Genomic DNA, 19,107 nt, shown 5'->3' on the forward strand with positions numbered 1-19,107 from the left:
GCGCCAAACCTTCTGAACAATAATCCTGTTCCTCAAGTCTGGTACTAGCTCGATATGACTGACTCTGAACACTCCGTGGCAGATGCTTCCCGAAACCAAACGTTTTGGGCGGTGTGGTCTGTGATCGCGGCATTTGGGACGTACTTCTGCATGTACGGTTTTCGCAAACCGTACACATCTGCAGATTTTGCGGGGGCGAACTATTGGGGCGTCGACTTCAAAACGATGGTGGTCTCCACACAAGTCATTGGTTACATGATGTCGAAGTTTATCGGCATCAAAGTGATCGCAGAGATGCCCTCGAATCGACGTGTCGCTGCACTATTAGGACTGATCGCACTTGCTGAACTCGCTTTGGGGCTTTTTGGAGTCGTGAGTCGGCCATGGAATGCGGCTTGTCTGTTTCTCAACGGGTTGTCGCTAGGGATGGTCTTTGGCATCGTCCTGAGTTTTCTCGAGGGACGACGTCTGACGGAAGCCCTTGTGGCAGGGTTGTGTGCGAGCTTCATTCTGGCTGACGGAGTAACGAAGTCGGTCGGCGCTTGGTTGCTAGAGTCCGGAGTTACCGAGGACTGGATGCCGTTCACCGCCGGCTTAGTTTTCGTGCTGCCGCTTCTGCTCTTTGCAGGAATGCTCAGTCGAATTCCACCGCCAGACGCGAGTGATGTTCTGGCTCGAACCGAAAGACAAGCGATGACTCGAGCAGAACGTTGGTCACTCTACAGTCGCTATGGGGTGGGTCTCACGCTGCTCGTCTTTGTTTATCTGCTCATTACAATCGTTCGTAGCATTCGCGCTGATTTCGCTCCGGAACTTTGGCGACTTCTCGGAGAGCCCGCGGCAGCGGCAACATTCACGAACTCGGAAATGCTCGTTGCACTCGGCGTGCTCGCGGTGAATGGAGCGGTCGTTTGTATTCGGAACAATCGACTCGCATTTTGGACTTCGCTTGCTATTTGCTGTACTGGGTTTCTCGTGATCATCGCAGTTTTGGTTGGCCGTCAAGCCAACGCGATTTCCGCATTTCCTTATATGGTGCTAATGGGCTTCGGACTCTACTTGCCCTATGTTGCCATGCATACGACTGTGTTTGAGCGTCTGCTTGCGATGCAGCGGGAGCGAGGAAACTTAGGTTTCTTGATGTATGTCGCAGATGCCTTTGGCTATCTTGGGTATGTCTTCGTGATGATTACTCGAAACTTCTATCCAAACAAAGAGAGTTACTTAGAACTTTTTACATCTCTATGTTGGGGAGCCGCGTGTACTTCGTTGGTTGGCGTGATTCTATGTTGGCGATACTTCCTGGTCCGAACAAACCAGCAGCTTGAAGGTGCCGCTGGAATGCCAGGGACACTACATCCGAACCAGGAAGTGTAACGACTACGCAGACCACACACGTGGTGTTCTCAAGGTTCAACCAAGTCGCCTTATGAATCTCCTGTGGGAGTCTCAGTGAGAGCCTGTGCGTCGGTCTTTTTTGCGAACCGTCGTAGTACGACATAAAAGACAGGTGTCAGGAAGAGTCCGAAGAATGTGACCCCAAGCATTCCGCTGAACACTGCGGTTCCAAGTACTCGACGCATTTCAAAACCAGCACCGGTGGCGACTAGCAACGGAATCACGCCCAAGATGAACGACAACGCTGTCATCAAGATCGGCCGCAGTCGGAGTCGGCATGCGTCAATGGCTGCTTGAAAGCGGTCTTTTCCCGCGTCTTCTTCTTGCTTCGCGAATTCCACGATGAGAATTGCGTTCTTACATGCCAACCCGACGAGCACAATAAAACCAATCTGAGTCAGAATGTTATTGTCCATCCCGCGGAACCAGATGCCAATAATTGCGAACAGTAGGCAGAGCGGGACGATGAGGATAATTGCAAGTGGCAGTAGCCAACTTTCGTATTGAGCAGCGAGTGTCATGAAGACGAACAACACAGCCAACGGGAACAAAAAGAGAATGATGTTGCCGGCTTGTCTTTCTTGATAAGCGAGTTCAGTCCATGCATATCCGAACCCCGGCGGCAAATTTTGCGCTGCGAGTTGCTCCATCGTGTCTAGCGATTGCCCTGTACTGAAACCAGGGACAGTATTGCCGTTGATGTCTGCAGATGGATAGAGGTTAAACCGAACGAGGCGGTCGGGCCCGACGGTCTGTTTGACCTCGACTAGGCTGCCCAGCGACACACTGTCACCGTTTGCACTGCGGGTCCGCAGACGCAGAATGTCGCTAGCTTCATCTCGGAATTCCGGTTCTGCCTGCGCTGTCACACGGTACGTTCGCCCGAGAATGTTAAAGTCGTTGATGTAGCTAGAGCCTAGATAAACTTGCAACGCCTCAAAGACGTTGTTCATCGGGATGTCTAGCATTTGGGCTTTGACGCGATCCACGTCTGCATAGATCTGCGGTACGCTCAGACGGTAGTTCGTGAAAACCTGCACAACGCCGGGTTGCTGGTTGGCTTCCTCCACCATTTTCTCGGTGACTGCACTGAGTGCGTCGATTCCAGCGCCACTTTGATCTTGGACATACATTTTGAAACCACCGCCGCGGCCGATACCGCGAACGGGCGGCGGCGGAATGATGAAGATCTGGGCTTCGTTGATATCGCTGACGGCTGCACGCATTTCCGCGGCAATTGTATTCGCCCCGCGACCACGAGCGGCTCGCTCTTTGGCATCTTCCAATGGCAAGAACGATACCGCAGCGTTTGGGCTGATAGTAAAGGTCGAACCAGAAAGACCGACAATCCCAACGGCGTGGGCCACCCCGTCAATCTCACTACCGATCTTCGCCACTCGCTTCGTGACTTCATCGGTTCGTGACAGGGCGGCACCATCGGGGAGCCGAATCGCGACAATGAGATACCCTTGATCTTGCTCCGGAATAAAGCCTGTTGGAACCGCGCCGAAGCTGTACCATGTGCAGGCAAGCAAACCCGCGTAAATAAATAGGGAGATAGCCGCAGTCCGCACGACGCGAGCAACGATTCCCGCATAAATGTTACTAGCAATATCAAACGTTCGGTTAAATAGTCGAGCGGGAAAGGTGAGGAAACCGCGTATGCGTCCGGTTAGTCGAGCTGCCTTGCCTTTCGCTAGATCTCCTTCTGCGTTTCCATCTTTGGGTTTCAGGAGTAACGCACAAAGCGACGGTGTGAGCGTCAACGAAACGAACGTTGAGATGGCCGTGGATATGGAAATTGTGAGTGCGAACTGTTGATAGAACTGTCCGCTAATTCCCGGAACAAAAACGGTTGGCACGAACACCGCGATCAACACAAGCGTCGTGGCGATGAGTGCCGAGCCGACTTCGTCCATGGCCTTGTGAGACGCCTCTCGGGGCGAAAGGCCTTCGGCGATCAATCGTTCAACGTTTTCAACGACGACAATAGCATCGTCCACGACGATTCCGATTGCCAATACCAGACCGAATAAGGAGAGCGTGTTTAATGTCACTCCTAAGCCCTGCATGGCAGCAAATGTACCGATAAGCGAAATCGGAATGGCGACCACGGGAATGATGGTCGGACGCCAGTTGTGAAGGAAGATAAAGACGGTCAGGATGACGAACAGCGTGGTGATCAGAAGCGTGTCAAACACTTCGCTGATCGACTCTTCCACATAGTCCGTCGGATTGTATGCGACTTCATAGTCCACGCCCTCGGGAAAGTCTTTCCGCAGTTCGGCCATGGTCCGTTTGACTTCCGCAGCCGTATCGACGGCGTTAGTCCCTGGTCGCTGATAGATCAACACCGCCACTGCAGGTTTACCATCGAGGTAGCTCAAGCGTGAGTAATCCTGAGCACCGAGTTCCAACCGGGCGACATCCCTGAGTCGGGTCACTCGTCCTTGCTCACCCCGTTTGACGATGATGTTGCCGAACTCTTCGACATCTTTTAGTCGGCCCCGCGTTGTGACGTTCAACTGAAACGCACCGGTGTCGGTCGTGGGCGGTTGGCCAATGACGCCGGCGGCAACTTGCACGTTCTGCTCGCGAATGGCTTGCATGACGTCGCCGGCAGTCATATCGACGTGCATCATTTTTTCGATGTCGAGCCAAACTCGCATAGCGTACTCATTTCCGCCGGCAATACGAATGTCGCCAACACCGTCCAAACGCATTAGCGCGTCACGAACTTGCAAGAAAGCGTAATTGCTAATGTAGAGCGTGTCGCGACTTTCGTCCGGCGAGTTGAGGTGAACCACCATCAACATGTCGGGAATCTGTTTCTTGGTGGTCACGCCGATTTGCCGCACGGTCTGGGGGAGGCGTGATTCGGCGACAGCAACACGGTTTTGGACTAACACCTGAGCGTCATCCAGGTTTGTCCCGAGTTTGAATGTCACCGTTAACTGCATCGTACCGTCGGCACTCGACGACGACTCCATGTAGAGCATGTCATCGACGCCGTTCATCTCTTGTTCAATTGGCGTGGCGACGGTATCCGCGATCACCTGGGGAGTCGCACCCGGGTAGCTGGCACGGACCAGAACGGTTGGCGGTGCCACATTGGGGTACTGCGACGCAGGCAGCAAAAAGTACGTGATACCACCGACAAGCGTAATCAAGAATGACAAGACGGTGGCGAAAATCGGTCGTTCAATGAAGAAGTGGGGAAATTTCATTCCGAATCGCCTCCCGTGGTGCTTCGTTTCATTTCATCGTCTGCCATGGATTCGGGCTTGGGAGTATCAGGTGTCGGGGTGGGGTCGGGGGAAATCCACTTCTCAGGTGGCAACGGTTCGTAGGTGTCTGGCAGACCGTCTTCGATGACTTCGATGGTGCCCTCTTTCGTTTGCACTTCCATACCCGGTCGCGCCTGGAGCAGACCTTCGATGACGAGCGCCTCTTGACCTGTCAATCCTTCCCGAACAACACGCAATCCGTCGACAATCGGACCGAGTTTGACGCTTCTGCGTTCGATCTTTCCGTCGACGACAACGTACGCGAATTGCGATGATTGGTCGGTACCAACCGCGGAGTCGGGAATCAGGACGGCATCGTATGCAGCACTGCCGGGAATGCGGATTCGGGCGAACATCCCTGGAATCAGGACTTTGTCTTTGTTCGGAAACACGCTGCGTGCACGCATGCTGGCGGTCGCCGGATCGAACCGGTTGTCAACGAAGTCCATGTGTCCTTCATGGGGAAAACCGTCCTCGTCGACCAAGCCGAGATAGACCGGGTTCTTCGCTTCTCGGGAACTCACACGTTTCCCGGACAGAGCGAGACGGGTGTACTTCAAAACCTCTTGCTCGTTTGCATCGAACGTGCAGTAGATCGGGGCCACCGATGTGATGGTCGTCAATAGCGTGGAGGTCGATGTTCCGCCACTGACGAGGTTGCCCTCGGTCACAACTTCACGACTGATGCGTCCGGTGACGGGGGCCAGCACACGGGTGTAATCGAGATTCAATCGAGCTGTTTCGATGCCGGCTTCCGCAGCGGTAATGGTGGCTTCCGCAGTTGCGATGGCGGCTTCAGCAGAGCTGATTCCCGCATTGCTCGAAGCGAGATCGGCCTGGGCTTGCAGGTCTTCGGCTTCGCGTTGATCGAGTTCTTCTTGTGAAAGTGCATTCTGTCTGAAGAGCTGTCGGGCCCGGTTCACTCGAGCATTCGCGAGTGTCAACGCCGCATCCGATTGCTGCTTCTTGGCTCGCGCCTCTTCCATCTGGGCTTTGGCTTGCTGTAACTGAGATTCGGCTTGCCGCAATGCGGCTTTCGCACCGTTCAGCTCGGCTTGATAGGGACGTGGATCGATCACGAACAGGAGATCGCCTTCGTTGACGATCTGCCCTTCGTCGAAATGAATCGTCTTGAGGTAGCCGCTGACACGTGCCCGCACTTCCACGAAGTCTGTGGCTTCCAAGCGTCCGGTGTAGGCGTCCCATTCGACGATCTGCTTCACGACCGGGTTGGCGATTGTCATAGTGGGAGCGGGACGCGGGGGCGGGCCTGACTGCTCCGCTCCACAACCGACGGCTACGAGCATCAGAAGAATAGGCGGGAGGGAATGATAACGCATTGTTGATCTCAATTGGTGAGTGCGAATCGGCGAGGCGTTGCCGAAAGAGCAAAGGTCATGCCAGGGGATAGCGGTGTGGAAACACTGAGTTTCCTGCGGGAATTCCTTCAGCGGTGCTCAAATACGCACAATTCAGAAGCCAAATTGCCCATATATGCGCAAATCGACGATCGGGCACATGTCCCGAATGAATCGTGATACCGGTTAAACGGGAGGACAGGCTTTTGCGATCGCGGCTTCCAGGTCCGGCAGGCCCACCGGTTTGAGCAAAAAGTCCGCGACCGAATTGCAATCCTCGTCGGCGGGGCAATCGTAAGATGAGACGACAATCACCGGAATGGATTGAGTTTCTGCGATCTTTCGGGCCGCTTCGAGACCAGACATCATTGGCATTCGGATATCGGTGATGACGAGGTCCGGTTGATTATTCTGGCAGAGTTTCACTAACTCACAACCGTTTGAAGCTTCGCCGATGACGTCACAGCCGAGCCTGCACAACAGGCGGCGAAATCCTTGCCGAATGTCTTCTTCGTCATCGGCGATCACGATTTTGAGTCGCTTGGTCATAGTGTGTGTTGAAACTCCGTAGTGGCGTCGGCGATTGGTGCCCAGGCGAGATTGGTGGCGATGTCCACTACTAATTGAATCTTGGGTCAAGATAGATCATCTCGACCGCGGCAGTGTCATAACAAACTCCGCACCGCCGATGTCATCGTTTCCAACTTCGATGGTACCTCGATGCGCTTCCAGAAACCTCTTCGCAATTGCCATGCCAAGGCCAGTGCCCTTAACCTTGGTTGTCTGAAACGCTTCAAAAACATGCTTCCGAATTTGTTCCGGCAGTCCGGGCCCGTTATCGCGGACGGAAACGCACACATGCTGCACACCCTCGATGTCCATATTCTGACACCTCACAGTAATTTGAACCGGGTCGCTACAAGCAGCCAGTGAGTTCTCGAACAGATTTCGAAACACCTGCTCGATCCGAAACTCATCAAACTCGCAATCGAGGTCGATATCGTCGATGACTTCGATCAGTTCGGCGTCTCGGTTCGTTCGCGATACTTTGAGATTCGCCCATGCCTGCCGCCACACCGTTGCCAGGTTGCTGCTCGCGATGTGCAGTTGAATCGGTCCGGCGAAGCTGCGAAGTTCATTGTGAAGGTGTTCCAAGTCCGCTTTCGCCCGGCTGATCCGGTTGAGGTCGCCACGAGCTTCAGAACCTTCTTCGATTTCGTAGTGGAGCACATCCACACTGACCTGGATTCTCTGAAGCGCATTGCGACTTTCGTGAGCGATTGCGGACACCATTTGCCCCATCGCCGCCAACCGTTCGGCCTGAACCAATTTGTTCTGACTCTCGGCGAGTTTCGCTTCCGCACACTTTCGGTCGGAGATATCACGGATCATCCCGAGAAAACCGATCGGCTCGCCGTTGTCATTGCGGATCGTCGTTCCCACGATCTCTCCAGGAAACGTTTTGCCGGACTTTCGTCGCCATTGAATCTCCACAACATCCAGCGTTTCGCCGATGCTCGTGTTGAAACGCTCTTCGTACATGCGAGCGAAATCGCTCGGGTTTGCATACAAAAGTTCGGTGCTTTTTCCAATCACTTCGTCCGCTTGATACCCGAATAACGATGACGCGCTCAAACTGAAGTGTTGGATTGTACGATCGAGGTCGCTCGCGATGAGTGCGTCCGGAATCGCCCCGACAATCGTTTTGAGCATGGCTCGTTCACGCTCGACGGAACGTTGGTATCGCACGCGTTCGATCGCCAATGCCGCGAGATTAGCGCTGGTCGAGACAAACTCCAATTCACATTCGGTCGGTTCTCGCGATTGCTGGGTATACATCGCGAATGTGCCGATGACGTTTCCGGTTGACGAAACGATCGGCTCCGACCAGCACGCCCGCAAACCGGCTTTCAATGCGAGGTCACGACTATTCTTCCAGAGGGGATCGGTAGCAATATCCGAGACGATCACGCGTTTGCCCGTGTAGACGGCCGTGCCGCAGGAACCGACAGACGGACCAGGGGCGACGCCATCAATCGCTCGGCAGTACCAGTCCGGCAACTGCCGCGATGCCCCCGTCCTTAGACAACCGGTTTCCTCATCGACGAGTAAGATCGAACCGATCATGCTTGGTCGCGATTCCTCGGCGACCTCGATCAATGTTTGAAGAACGTCATCAAGTGAAGCGCCTTGAGCCAACTGCTTCAACACGCGGGTTTGGCCGCGTAGGTCGCTTTCCAATAGCTCCTGGGTCGTCTTCATGAATGGTCTCTCAACTGATCGGCGATTTCCGCCAATGTTGGGAATTGCCTGGGCGATATCGTTAAACCGTGACCAAAGAACTTGCTCACGTCGTCAGGCGATAGGCTGTTGATACGCACTCGAACTTCGTAGAATTTCATTATTCTACTCCACAATGGTCGAATCCCAAGCGTTTGGCTGAGTTCGCCTCACAATTTGGAGTTGCGGCTGGAGTGGTGACAACCGATTCCAACAATTCCGGAACGCGACGCAAGTTCGAAGCACGTTCTATGGCCGACGAAACATTCGAGATTCTGTTTGTCGACGATGACCCCGATTTTGCCGCGGGGTGCGTCCGTTGGTTCGAGCGAAACGGGCATCGGGTCACACACACGAGCCGGGGACAAGACGGAATAGCCCAGTGCGAAAAACGCGATTTCGATATCGCCGTGCTGGATTGGAATCTGCCGGGACTGAGTGGCTTGGAACTCGTCCAGCGGATGCGGGAAATCAACCCCGAAACGGAAATTCTTGTTCTCACGGGCGCGGGAACAATCGAGAACGCTGTGGAATCCATGCGGCGTGGGGTGTTCGACTTTCTGTCAAAGCCATTTCCCATGGCCGAACTCGAGCGGCGTTGTTTGGGGGCGCTCGAGCGGCGAAAACTTCGCAAGGAAAACACACAGCTCCGTGAAGTGATCGATCGCAACAAACAGCCGCAAGTTAAAATGATTGGCGAATCTAAGCCGATGAAGAAGGTCTTTCGGCTTGTCAATCGGGTTGCTCCCACTGAGAATCCCGTTTTGGTGGAAGGTGAGAGCGGTACCGGTAAGGAGTTGATCGCCCAGGCGGTCCATCTTGGCAGTTCCCGTGCGAATCGCCCGATGGTCACGGTTAACTGTGCAGCCCTGCCCGGCCAGCTTGTCGAGAGCGAACTCTTTGGCCACGAGAAAGGATCGTTCACCGGAGCCACCGCCGCGAAACCGGGGCTGTTCGAAGTGGCCGATCATAGCACGTTGTTCATCGACGAGATTGGCGAGATGCCGCTCGCACTACAGCCAAAACTTCTACGCGTACTCGAAGACGGTTCGCTGCGTCGCGTCGGTTCCGAGAAGGAACGGCGTGTGGATGTACGGATCGTCGCCGCGACCAATCGAACGCTGAAACAAGAAGTGGAAGAAGGGCGATTCCGCGAGGACTTGTATTACCGGCTCAATGTCTTGACGATTGAACTGCCACCGCTTCGGGAACGTCCGGGTGACGTTGGTCTGCTGCTAGATCACTTCGTCGGGGATGACCATCGACTGGATGACGATGCTCGCAAATTGCTCGAAACATACGACTGGCCTGGCAACATTCGTCAGCTCATCAATACGATCAAACGGGCGAAAATTCTCGCAGATGATGTCATCACAACTAAGGATCTTCCCGAAGAATTCGCCCCCCTGCCCTCCTCCGAGAAGGCAGATGACGGCGTACCAGAGCATTCGCTCATGGCACTTCAACGGACGCATATTTTAAAAGTGCTGAAAGAGCAGAACGGCAACAAGTCCGCCGCGGCTCGTGTACTTGGGATTGAACGCCGCAAACTGTACCGCATGATGAAGCAGCACGGCATCGAAGGGTAGCGGCCAAAAGCACAACGGGGCATGGAGTTGGAAAGAGCTTTCATGAAGATTCTGATTGTCGTTCTATTGACACTCGTGTTGCAGACGTCGACCGCGTTCACGGCGGAGCCGAAGCAAAAACATCTTAGGCCGAGTCGAATGTTTCCAATGGACTCGACGAATTCCGAGGAACTTCAGTCGATCGGTGGTGCGGCGGTCGAAGCGGCTGGTGTGCATGGCCAATCCCTCGTTCTTAGCGGCCGTTTGTTGCTAGCTGTCAAAGATCCGTTGCCGCTTCTGCATTCTCAAAAGCCGTTCTCATTGGTTGTTTGGTTCAATCCCTACCACCTGGAACGTGGGCAACAAATGATCGCCACAAAAAACCGCTACTCGCTCAACGAACGCGAATGGAGCGTAATGATCGACCGCGATCAAAAGTTGCGGCTCTATGTCCGTCAGGATGGCTGGAAGACGACGCACGCTAGCGAAACCCTCAAGCCAGGGCATTGGCATCAAGTGGTCGTGACGATTGGTCGCGACCGTGCGCAACTGTGGTTGAACGGAAAACATGCTGGCTCGATTGCACTCAAGCGGCCAATTCCACAAACGAATGCTCCACTAACGTTCGGGGGTGTGGATGACAACGGTCACATTCGGCAAACTTTTCTGGGCGCGATTGATCATGCGTTGCTGTTCGATCATCAGCTGACACCAAGTGAGATCGCAACGCTCTATCACCCTGTGAAGGTAACCCACATACTTCCGGAGTTCGCGAAGCCGTTCCCGCTTTGGGATGTTACACGCCCCTTGCCAAAAGCCAATGAGATTGCCGATCTGAAAAGCGTCGAGTTCCAAGTCATCAAGGAATGGAATTTGAATAAGGACGGTTACCGATTCCTCCATGGTGTCGGACTTTGCTGGCATCAAGGAAAGCTCTATGCATCTATCGGCCACAACAGAGGTGCTGAGAACACGGTGACTGAAGAAGCTCAATACCGAGTCAGTGACGATAACGGTCGCTCTTGGAGTGAACTACGAGTGATTGATGCCGGTGACGAACCGAATCTCGCGGTCAGTCATGGTGTGTTTCTTTCCCATCGTGGCAAACTATGGGCGTTCCACGGAGCGTATACGAATAAGATGGAACAGATTCACACGCGGGCATACACGCTCGGTGAGGATTCCGGCGAATGGACCAAGCATGGCGTTGTGATCCGCAACGGTTTTTGGCCAATGAATCAGCCGGTCAGGATGCCAAATGGAAACTGGATTATGCCGGGCTTTTCGGGAGGACGGTATTCCAATGACCGTGTGTTTCTGGCTGCTGTCGCGATTAGTCACGGCGACGACCTTACCCAATGGGACTATGTTGAGATCCCCGCGAGCAGACACATCGCTCGTATGTGGGGAGAGTCGGCTCTCTACCTCGACGGAAAACGCGTGGTCAACATCGCACGGTATGGAGAGGAAGCAAAGGCATTGGTGGCTATCAGCGAAGATTACGGCCGAACTTGGACGGACTCTCGCGTTAGTAATTTGCCAATGGCTACGTCGAAGCCAGCAGCTGGAACGCTGAGCAATGGTCAACACTATTTAGTCTGCACGACCGCCAAAGACAACGGTGGTCAACGGACTCCGCTAACAATCACAGTGACTGCTCCGGGAAACTCACTGTTTCAAAAAGTGTTCGTGATTCGCAGATCGCGACTTGAGGGGCAGCCGGGAGAGTCAGCCGATCATCTCAGTCTTTCGTATCCGTATGCTGTTGAGCATGACGGCCACCTCTACGTTGGCTATTCAAACAACGGCGGTCGCAGCGGAAACCTCAACAGTGCTGAATTGGCGATCATCCCAATTGAACAGCTTAAGTTGCCAACTGGGCGATAGAACGATTTTCCCGCAATACGTCAATCAATCGATCAATTATTAGTCCTACCCTAGGAAATCGCTCGTGACACTAGACTATCAAACTCAACATCAAACGACTGTTAGACGTCGGGCGAGATGTCTCGCTCTTGTTCTTGCCGCCGCTATGTTGATGCCTGGCTCAATGCTAATGGCTCAACAATCGGCGTCGCGACAGGAAGCAGGTTCAAAGAACGTTGAGACGGCCGATGTCATCGTCTACGGTTCCACCCCTGGCGGATTCTGTGCAGCAATCGCAGCCGCACGGGAAGGGGCATCGGTTATCCTGCTTGAACCGACGGATCATATCGGTGCGATGAGCACCGGAGGGTTAAGTCACTGTGACTCCAACCAAATGGTCCGCAGTACATTAATGGGGCTGTTTCATGAATGGCATACTCGGATTGTGAAGGACTACACGGATCGTGGTCTCAAAGCCCCATATGATCCGGCGAAGAAAGATCAGTCCCGGTGGACGTTCGAGCCCCATGTCGCAATGCGTGTGACGATGCAGATGCTCGACGAAGCCGGAGTCACGGTACGGAAAGAACGCTATCTCAAGTCAGTCATTAAAGACGGAGCCTGGATCAAAACGTTGATCACATCGAATGGCCAGTTCGCCGCGAAGGTGTTTGTCGACGGCACTTACGAAGGCGACCTGATGGCGGCCGCCGGAGTCGATTGGACGATCGGCCGTGAAGGGCGGGACGAATACGGGGAGTCACTCGCCGGCAAACAATACCCCAAGTCGAAGATGCCGATCGATGGATTCGATGAGCAAGGGCAACTATTACCGTTGGTCACTGCGAAAGAAATGGGCGACGATGCGGCTGGCGATGACAATGTGATGACTTACAGTTTTCGCCTCTGTCTCACAGAAGACCCAGGCAATCGTGTACCGATGCCCAAGCCGACACACTATGATCCCACTCGGTTTGAAATCGTCCGTCGTGCGTTGCGGGCAGGCGTGAAACGCGTCGGCTTTGATCTCTACCCGCTTCCTGGAAACAAGCTCGATGGCAATAACTCCATTGGCGGACAGTTTTCGATCGGTTTGGTTGGTGGTGGCAAAGACTGGCATGCTGCGGACGAGGTCGGTCGCAAAAAGATTTGGGAAGCCCACAAACAATACACGCTTGAGTTCTATCATTTCCTGACGACAGATGAAGCCGTCCCAAAGTCAATGCGGGATCGCTATTCACGGCTCGGTTTGTGCAAAGATGAGTTCGCCGGCTATGACCATTTCTCACCGGCGCTCTATGTCCGTGAGTCGCGACGCATGAAGGGACTGTATGTCATTAGTCAAAGGGACATTTTAGAAACAACCGAGAAAGATGATCCGATTGCGATTTCGTCGTTTCCGATCGACTCGCACGACTGTCAACGAATCGCCCTTGAAAGTGGTGGTGTTATCAACGAGGGCACCATCTATCCCGTCCGACGGAAGAACCCGAAACAAGGTTATGCATACCATGTTCCGTATCGATCGATCCTGCCGAAGCCGGATCAGTGTGAGAACCTACTAGTGCCCATTGCGTTGTCCTGTACGCACGTCGGCATTTCGTCCCTTCGGATCGAAGGGGCATGGATGGTGATTGGTCAGGGAGCCGGTGTTGCAGCGGCGTTAGCAGCCGATCGAGAAGTGTCGGTCCAGGAACTGGAGTACGCACAGCTCCGAAAACGACTTCTCGCACAAGGGCAGGTGTTGGAACTGCCTGAGGTTGTGGAGTTGCCTGTCGAAAAGAGTTCGATCGCAGTTGAAACACTTTCCGGCCTTGTACTCGATGACTCGCAGGCAAAGCTCAAGGGAAGTTGGTCGCGTTCAACGAATTTCCAACCCTATATCGAAGATGGCTATATCTATAGCGGGGAGAAAGACTCTACGGAAACCGGGAACGGTCAAACTTCGGCGACCTTTCAGTTTCGCCTGCCATCATCCGGACAGTATCAAATTCTGATGGCGTACTCCGCTCACGAAACTCGGGCAAGAGCGGTCCCCGTCATCGTCAAATCCGGTGATACACAGGTGACGTTGAAAGTTGATCAACGCAAGCCGCTACCATCAGGGAAACACTTTCGTCCGATCGGCACAGTTAAACTTTCGGCAGACGAAGATACGATCATTCAAGTTACGAATGCGGGCACTAAGGGGTTTGTCATCCTCGATGCTCTGCAGTTGGTAGCTGTTGAGTCAACGGAAAAAGAAGGGAAGTAGATTCGTCCTATGGCCTCATGAAGCGTTTATGAATCGCTCGCCTGCCATACTTGCTTTGGGAGGTGCAGTTTTAGCAGTTCAACTTCCTCTGAAGTTATCGTTGAATTGTGATCAGTCAGCGATACGTCTTGCACTTTGGCATCTTGCAAACTCCCACTTCCTGCTGATATTGAATTTCACTCTTGATACACCTTGTGATTGGATTTCCATGTTTAGTCTGCGTACACTTTTTTCAGTCCGCTCGTGTCTATTTATGAGTCTATTCTTCGCGTCTGGGCTAGGCGTTGCCGATGATCAACCGGCTAGCCCACCAAAGTATAGGAATGCGGCGGCGGGTGAGGAATCGCTTGTTCAATCTATTGAGAAGGTTACGCTTCGTCGCAATCGGGATGGCAAAAGGATCACTTGGTTTCATCCTCGCGGTTGTATCGTGCCGAATTCCGACGGTGGATCGAACGTCTTGATGACGCTTCAGGAAATCGGCGGTTCGGACTATTTTGGCCCGGTGCAATGGAGCGAGTCCAGCGATCAGGGGCGGACCTGGAGTGACCCCAAACCGATCCCAGCTCTCGCTCGCGAACCCGTGGCGGGTCATCCGGGTTTGAAAGCCGGAGTTTGTGATGTCGTTCCGCAATATCATCCCCAAACAGGAACTGTGTTAGCTTTGGGGCACGTCGTGTTCTATCGTGGCCCACGTTTCGCACGAGGCGATCAACTCGCCCGGTACCCTGTCTATGCGGTCCGGCGACCGGATGGGACTTGGTCAGAACGGAAGAGGTTGAAGTGGGATGATCCGCGTGGCGGGAACATCTATACCAACAATTGTGGCCAACGAATTGTCCTGCCGAACGGTGAGATTGTGATGGCCTTCACGTTTGGTCCGACCGCGAAAAACCGGATGGTCGCGGGAGTCCGTTGCTCGTTCGACGGCGAGGAACTCAAAATTCTCGAGGTAGGTCCAGCACTGGAAAACCCAGTTGGACGGGGTTTGCTGGAACCATCTGTCGCACAGTTCAAAGACAAGTTTTACTTAACGATCCGAGCGGAAGATGGGCATGGATATGTGGCTGTCAGCGACGATGGGCTCAACTATCAGCGGAAGACCGCGTGGGCATGGGATGACGGTGAGCCAATCGAAATGTCGACTACACAGCAACATTGGCTGACGCACTCGGACGGATTGTTTTTGGTCTACACACGGAAAGCGGCGAGTAATGCGAAGGTGATCCGATGGCGAAGTCCGTTGTGGATCGCCGAAGTCGATCCCGAAAAACTGTGCTTGATCCGTGATTCGGAACAAGTTGTCCTACCCTTGATTGGAGACGGCGTTCAAAACCCCGACGACGTGGCTCTGATGGGGAACTTCCATGTAACGAATATGAGTCCGCAGGAATCGTGCGTCACCGTCGGAGAATGGCTGCCTCGTCGTGGAGCAAAAGGTGACCTATTGATGGCGAGAATCCGTTGGGCCAAACCGAATCAACTCGTTCAGCAAGCGAAGTGATGGTCTGCCTCTATTGACATGTTCGCCTGCATTTAGCTTGATTGATCCATCTGAAGGCTCGGATGGAACCATATCGCAGAGGATTCAGGAAATGAAGTTGCCCGTTGAGTCGTATGGCACATCTCAACGGGCAACTATAGTTCTCTAGCGGAGTGATAGACTAGTTTCTAAGTTGAAAGAACAATCCCGCGTCACTTCAACTAGACTTCACTGTGTCGACTACCAAAACCGACTCGGTTTTGACCAGTGACGGGATTCCAGAAGAAGAGGCTATCAGCGAAGATTCCCTCACCAACGTCGATCGTCTGTGGGGTCACGATCTGGAATCCGTTTTGGTTGATTTCCGTAGGATCAATCGTGTTGTCGACGATTTCAGTTGAAACTGGTGACTCTTCCGAAGTCAGTAGTAAACGATTCGCTCCGGTCGCCGGATTCCAGACAAATACATCGGTCAATCCGTCGTTGTTGAAGTCACCGGCTGTCCACTTCGAATAGACATCGCCGTTGATTGAACCTGCAGTGATCAGGCTATCCGTCATCGCCGCAAAGTCGGTGTTTTGGCCTGGCGTGACAGCGGATAGTTCGATGAGGCGGTTCTTTCCGGTGCTGAGATTGACGAACAACAACTCGACAACTCCTCCCTCTTGGAACTGACCGACTTGCACTTCAGTGAAGTCGTCTCCGTTGATCATTGTTGGCGTCACAATGTCTGATTCGATCGTCGTCACATTTGTGTCAGTGCCTGGCGTTACAGACTCGAGATGGACGAGCAAGTTGCTGCCTGTGTACGTGTTCCAGAAGAACAAGTCCTCTGGTCCTGCGTTGTTGAAGTCACCCGCCACCACTTGATCGAATTGGTCACCTTGCTGATCAATCTGCTGAGGGTCGATTACATTCGTTTCAACACTGGCAATCACATAATTGCTCCCGTTGTCTCCACTCAAGTGGGCGATCCGATTTCGTCCACTGATCGGATTCCAGAAAAGAAGATCATCTCCGTCTCCGCTATCGAGGTCGGCTGCAATGACGTCCAAGAAGTCTTGACCGTTGATATATTTGGGGTCGATCGGCGTGTCTTGCATGGTTCCGTCGCCGAACACAATTCGATTGCGACCGGTTTCAGGGTCCCAGAAGAACAGGTCATCCAGAGCGTCCGCAAGTTGGGCTTGGCCATCAAAGTTGCCAGACACAACCTTCTTGAATTCTCCATTGATATTGGTTTCCGCAACCGGCGTGTCAACAATCTTACCTAAGGGTTGTTCTAGCACCGGAGGCTTCACTGTGATTCGCACCGTGTCCGTACTGGTGAGTGCTGGTCCACCGTTAGCGTGTTGATCATCCGTCGTGATCGTTAGCGAGCCGTCCCCGTAGAACTCTGCTTCCGGGGTGTAGGTAAGCCCGTTTAAAGCCGTGTTGATATCGTTGATTTGGCCGGTGATTGTGAATGTCGTGTCGTCTGTGCCGTCACCGACCAAGAAGTCCAGCCCTCCAGTTGTGGGCAGTGATAGCGTTCCATTCTCGACTTGAACAGTAACTTGCACGTCCGTGCTATCAGCAACCGCCTCGGGGTCCGACACCGAGATCGTGTTGTTGTTAGCGGTCGAGAAAACTAGTGCCGTTTCGTACTTCGTTGATTGCGGTCCAGGAATTTGGTTGATGGGTGAATCATTTACAGCAGTGACTTCGATTGCGATACTATCGACATCTGTCAAAGCACCTTCAATGGACGTGCGAGTCAGATCATCGGTGGTAATCGTCAAAGACGCACTACCATAAAAGTCTTCGTTAGGGGTGAAGACGAGCTGAGCCAATGCTGCATTCAGGTTTTGAAGTGTGTCTGTCAGGGTCACAGAGGTCGCTGTTGTTTCTCCAACTGTAACCGTACCATTGGTCGCTTCGATAGTCACCTGGAGGTCCGTAGAAGCAGCATCGGCGTCCGCAATCGAAATTCCATTATTGGTGTTCAACGAGAACGCGAGCGGCGTATCTTCGTTGATTGTTTGCGTGCCCGGCACGGTGTTTACCGGAGCGTGGTCATCATTTGCAATCGTCCCCGTTGTCTGGATACCACTTGGGCCGACAGACAGAATATGGATCCCTTCGCTATCATCCGCGAAGTAGGCTGTACTGCCAATGATCTGAATACTCCGAGTCTTACCATTGGTATTGTGTGATCCTTCGACAGTAATATTTGCCGGGTCACTCACATTGAGAACTTGCAAGCCCGAAGTATAGTCGGCAATGTAAGCCAGGTCGTCAATAACAACAAGATCCAACGCAAAACCAGGAGTGTCGCGGGTTCCTAATGAAGTGATGTTTGTTGGATCACTGACATCAAGGATTTGCAAACCATCGAGATAAACACTGACGTAAGCAACGTCATCGATGACTTGAACTTCGGTTGCGCTGTTGACCGTCTTGAAGCTGCCAAGCGACGTGATATTCGCTGGATCACTCACGTCAAGGATTTGCAGTCCTTCTCGGTAGTCGGTCAGGTAAGCGATATCGTCGATGATCTGAATACCAACGGCGGAACCAGGAGTGTCGTAGGTTCCTAACAAAGTTGGGGCCGATGGGTCGCTGACGTCGAGAATCTTCAGGCCATCTGCATAATCTGTCACGTATGCGAGATTGTTAATAACTTTGATGCCGAAGGCACGTCCACTTGTATTGTAGGTGCTAAGTTGGCTTGGGTTTGCTGGGTCGCTGACGTCGAAGATCTGCAGCCCTGAATAGTTGTCAGTGATGTAGGCAACGTTGTCTACCACATCAATATGATAGGCATAGCCAGGTGTGTCGATCGCGCCTAGCAATGTGATGTTTTCCAGGTCACTAATATCGAGTGTCTTGAGTCCTTGGTCACCGTCTGCGACATACGCAATATCGCCGATCACTTTGACGTCATAACCGGAACCATCGGTGTCGTAGGAACCGAGGGACTTGATCGAGACGCCACCTCCACCGCCTGAAATCTCTATAGGTGTTCCATTGGCGTCGATGTTGGAAAGTTCGACGAAGAACTGCTCGTCCAATTCAACGGCTGTATCGGCGACGATGTCAATTGCGATGACAGTCTGTGTTTGACCTGCGACAATTGTTCCAGAACCCGATGCGCTGACGAAGTCTGTTCCTGCTGTCGCAGTGTCAGCGACTGTCGTGTAGTCGAATGTGACGTCCTCGGTGATCGGTTCATCCAGGACGACTTCAAACGAGATCGTGCCGGAATCTTCGCTCTGTTCGACATCGCCAACGGAAAGAGCCGAAAGCAGCACCCGGTTCTCCAAGCATTCGACCGTATTAACGGAACGTCGGAGTCGCCGATTTGCGCGAGTGGTTGCAGGACGCTGGAGAATACGATTCAAGAACTTGCGAAGTGGGGTATCGTGAGTCATGGATGTTCGTCTGCTATTGATGTTCTTGGAGGGTTCAACAAGTGAGGTCGACATTTCCAACAAATGTATGGGTATGTTCAGAACGTAGGACACGGAGAAGTATCGCGCTGGCAAAAGTTGAAAAAATCCAACAGAACGTTGGAATTTGTTAAAGTCCCTCGACGACCGGGTTGTTTTTCGGAATCGACTCGTCTTCGAAT

The 19,107-nt window shown here is 53.1% G+C and carries 10 protein-coding genes; 5 read left to right on the forward strand and 5 right to left on the reverse strand.

Features of this window, described 5'->3' with window-relative positions; genetic code table 11:
• Nucleotides 1-54 precede the first annotated feature (54 nt).
• Complete coding sequence (locus G6R38_RS10845; RefSeq protein WP_166824483.1) at nt 55-1,377, forward strand: DUF5690 family protein; 1,323 nt, start codon at nt 55-57, stop codon at nt 1,375-1,377.
• Between the two features lie 50 nt (nt 1,378-1,427).
• Here G6R38_RS10845 and G6R38_RS10850 read toward each other — a convergent pair whose 3' ends face one another.
• The 4 genes from G6R38_RS10850 to G6R38_RS10865 all read right to left on the reverse strand — a co-directional run bounded on the left by G6R38_RS10850 (nt 1,428) and on the right by G6R38_RS10865 (nt 8,305).
• Entirely contained in the window at nt 1,428-4,625 is a 3,198-nt protein-coding gene (locus G6R38_RS10850) for an efflux RND transporter permease subunit (protein WP_166824486.1), read from the reverse strand.
• On the reverse strand, nt 4,622-6,025 hold the full coding sequence (locus G6R38_RS10855; protein ID WP_166824488.1) for an efflux RND transporter periplasmic adaptor subunit: 1,404 nt from the start codon (nt 6,023-6,025) through the stop codon (nt 4,622-4,624). The genes G6R38_RS10850 and G6R38_RS10855 overlap by 4 nt, the downstream gene beginning before the upstream one ends.
• 204 nt (nt 6,026-6,229) lie before the next feature.
• Nucleotides 6,230-6,592: a response regulator gene (locus tag G6R38_RS10860; RefSeq protein WP_166824490.1), complete on the reverse strand. Its 363-nt coding sequence runs from the start codon at nt 6,590-6,592 to the stop codon at nt 6,230-6,232.
• A gap of 96 nt (nt 6,593-6,688) precedes the next feature.
• The gene (locus G6R38_RS10865) at nt 6,689-8,305 is read right to left on the reverse strand and encodes a GAF domain-containing protein (protein WP_166824492.1); all 1,617 of its coding nucleotides are present in this window, start codon (nt 8,303-8,305) and stop codon (nt 6,689-6,691) included.
• Nucleotides 8,306-8,574: 269 nt separating this feature from the next.
• Between G6R38_RS10865 and G6R38_RS10870 the strand changes: the two genes are divergently transcribed.
• From G6R38_RS10870 to G6R38_RS10885, 4 genes are all read left to right on the forward strand, one after another.
• On the forward strand, nt 8,575-9,912 hold the full coding sequence (locus tag G6R38_RS10870) for a sigma-54-dependent transcriptional regulator (protein ID WP_166824494.1): 1,338 nt from the start codon (nt 8,575-8,577) through the stop codon (nt 9,910-9,912).
• Between the two features lie 42 nt (nt 9,913-9,954).
• Nucleotides 9,955-11,778, forward strand: coding sequence for an exo-alpha-sialidase (locus G6R38_RS10875; protein ID WP_240928159.1), 1,824 nt, complete (start codon nt 9,955-9,957; stop codon nt 11,776-11,778).
• Nucleotides 11,779-11,947: 169 nt separating this feature from the next.
• Nucleotides 11,948-14,011: an FAD-dependent oxidoreductase gene (locus tag G6R38_RS10880; RefSeq protein ID WP_240928160.1), complete on the forward strand. Its 2,064-nt coding sequence runs from the start codon at nt 11,948-11,950 to the stop codon at nt 14,009-14,011.
• A 253-nt stretch (nt 14,012-14,264) separates the two neighbouring features.
• Nucleotides 14,265-15,515, forward strand: coding sequence for a sialidase family protein (locus G6R38_RS10885; protein WP_206028550.1), 1,251 nt, complete (start codon nt 14,265-14,267; stop codon nt 15,513-15,515).
• A gap of 200 nt (nt 15,516-15,715) precedes the next feature.
• Here G6R38_RS10885 and G6R38_RS10890 read toward each other — a convergent pair whose 3' ends face one another.
• Nucleotides 15,716-18,907, reverse strand: coding sequence for a Calx-beta domain-containing protein (locus tag G6R38_RS10890; protein ID WP_166824497.1), 3,192 nt, complete (start codon nt 18,905-18,907; stop codon nt 15,716-15,718).
• Nucleotides 18,908-19,107 lie beyond the last annotated feature (200 nt).

Source organism: Thalassoroseus pseudoceratinae, from assembly GCF_011634775.1.
GTDB lineage: Bacteria > Planctomycetota > Planctomycetia > Planctomycetales > Planctomycetaceae > Thalassoroseus > Thalassoroseus pseudoceratinae.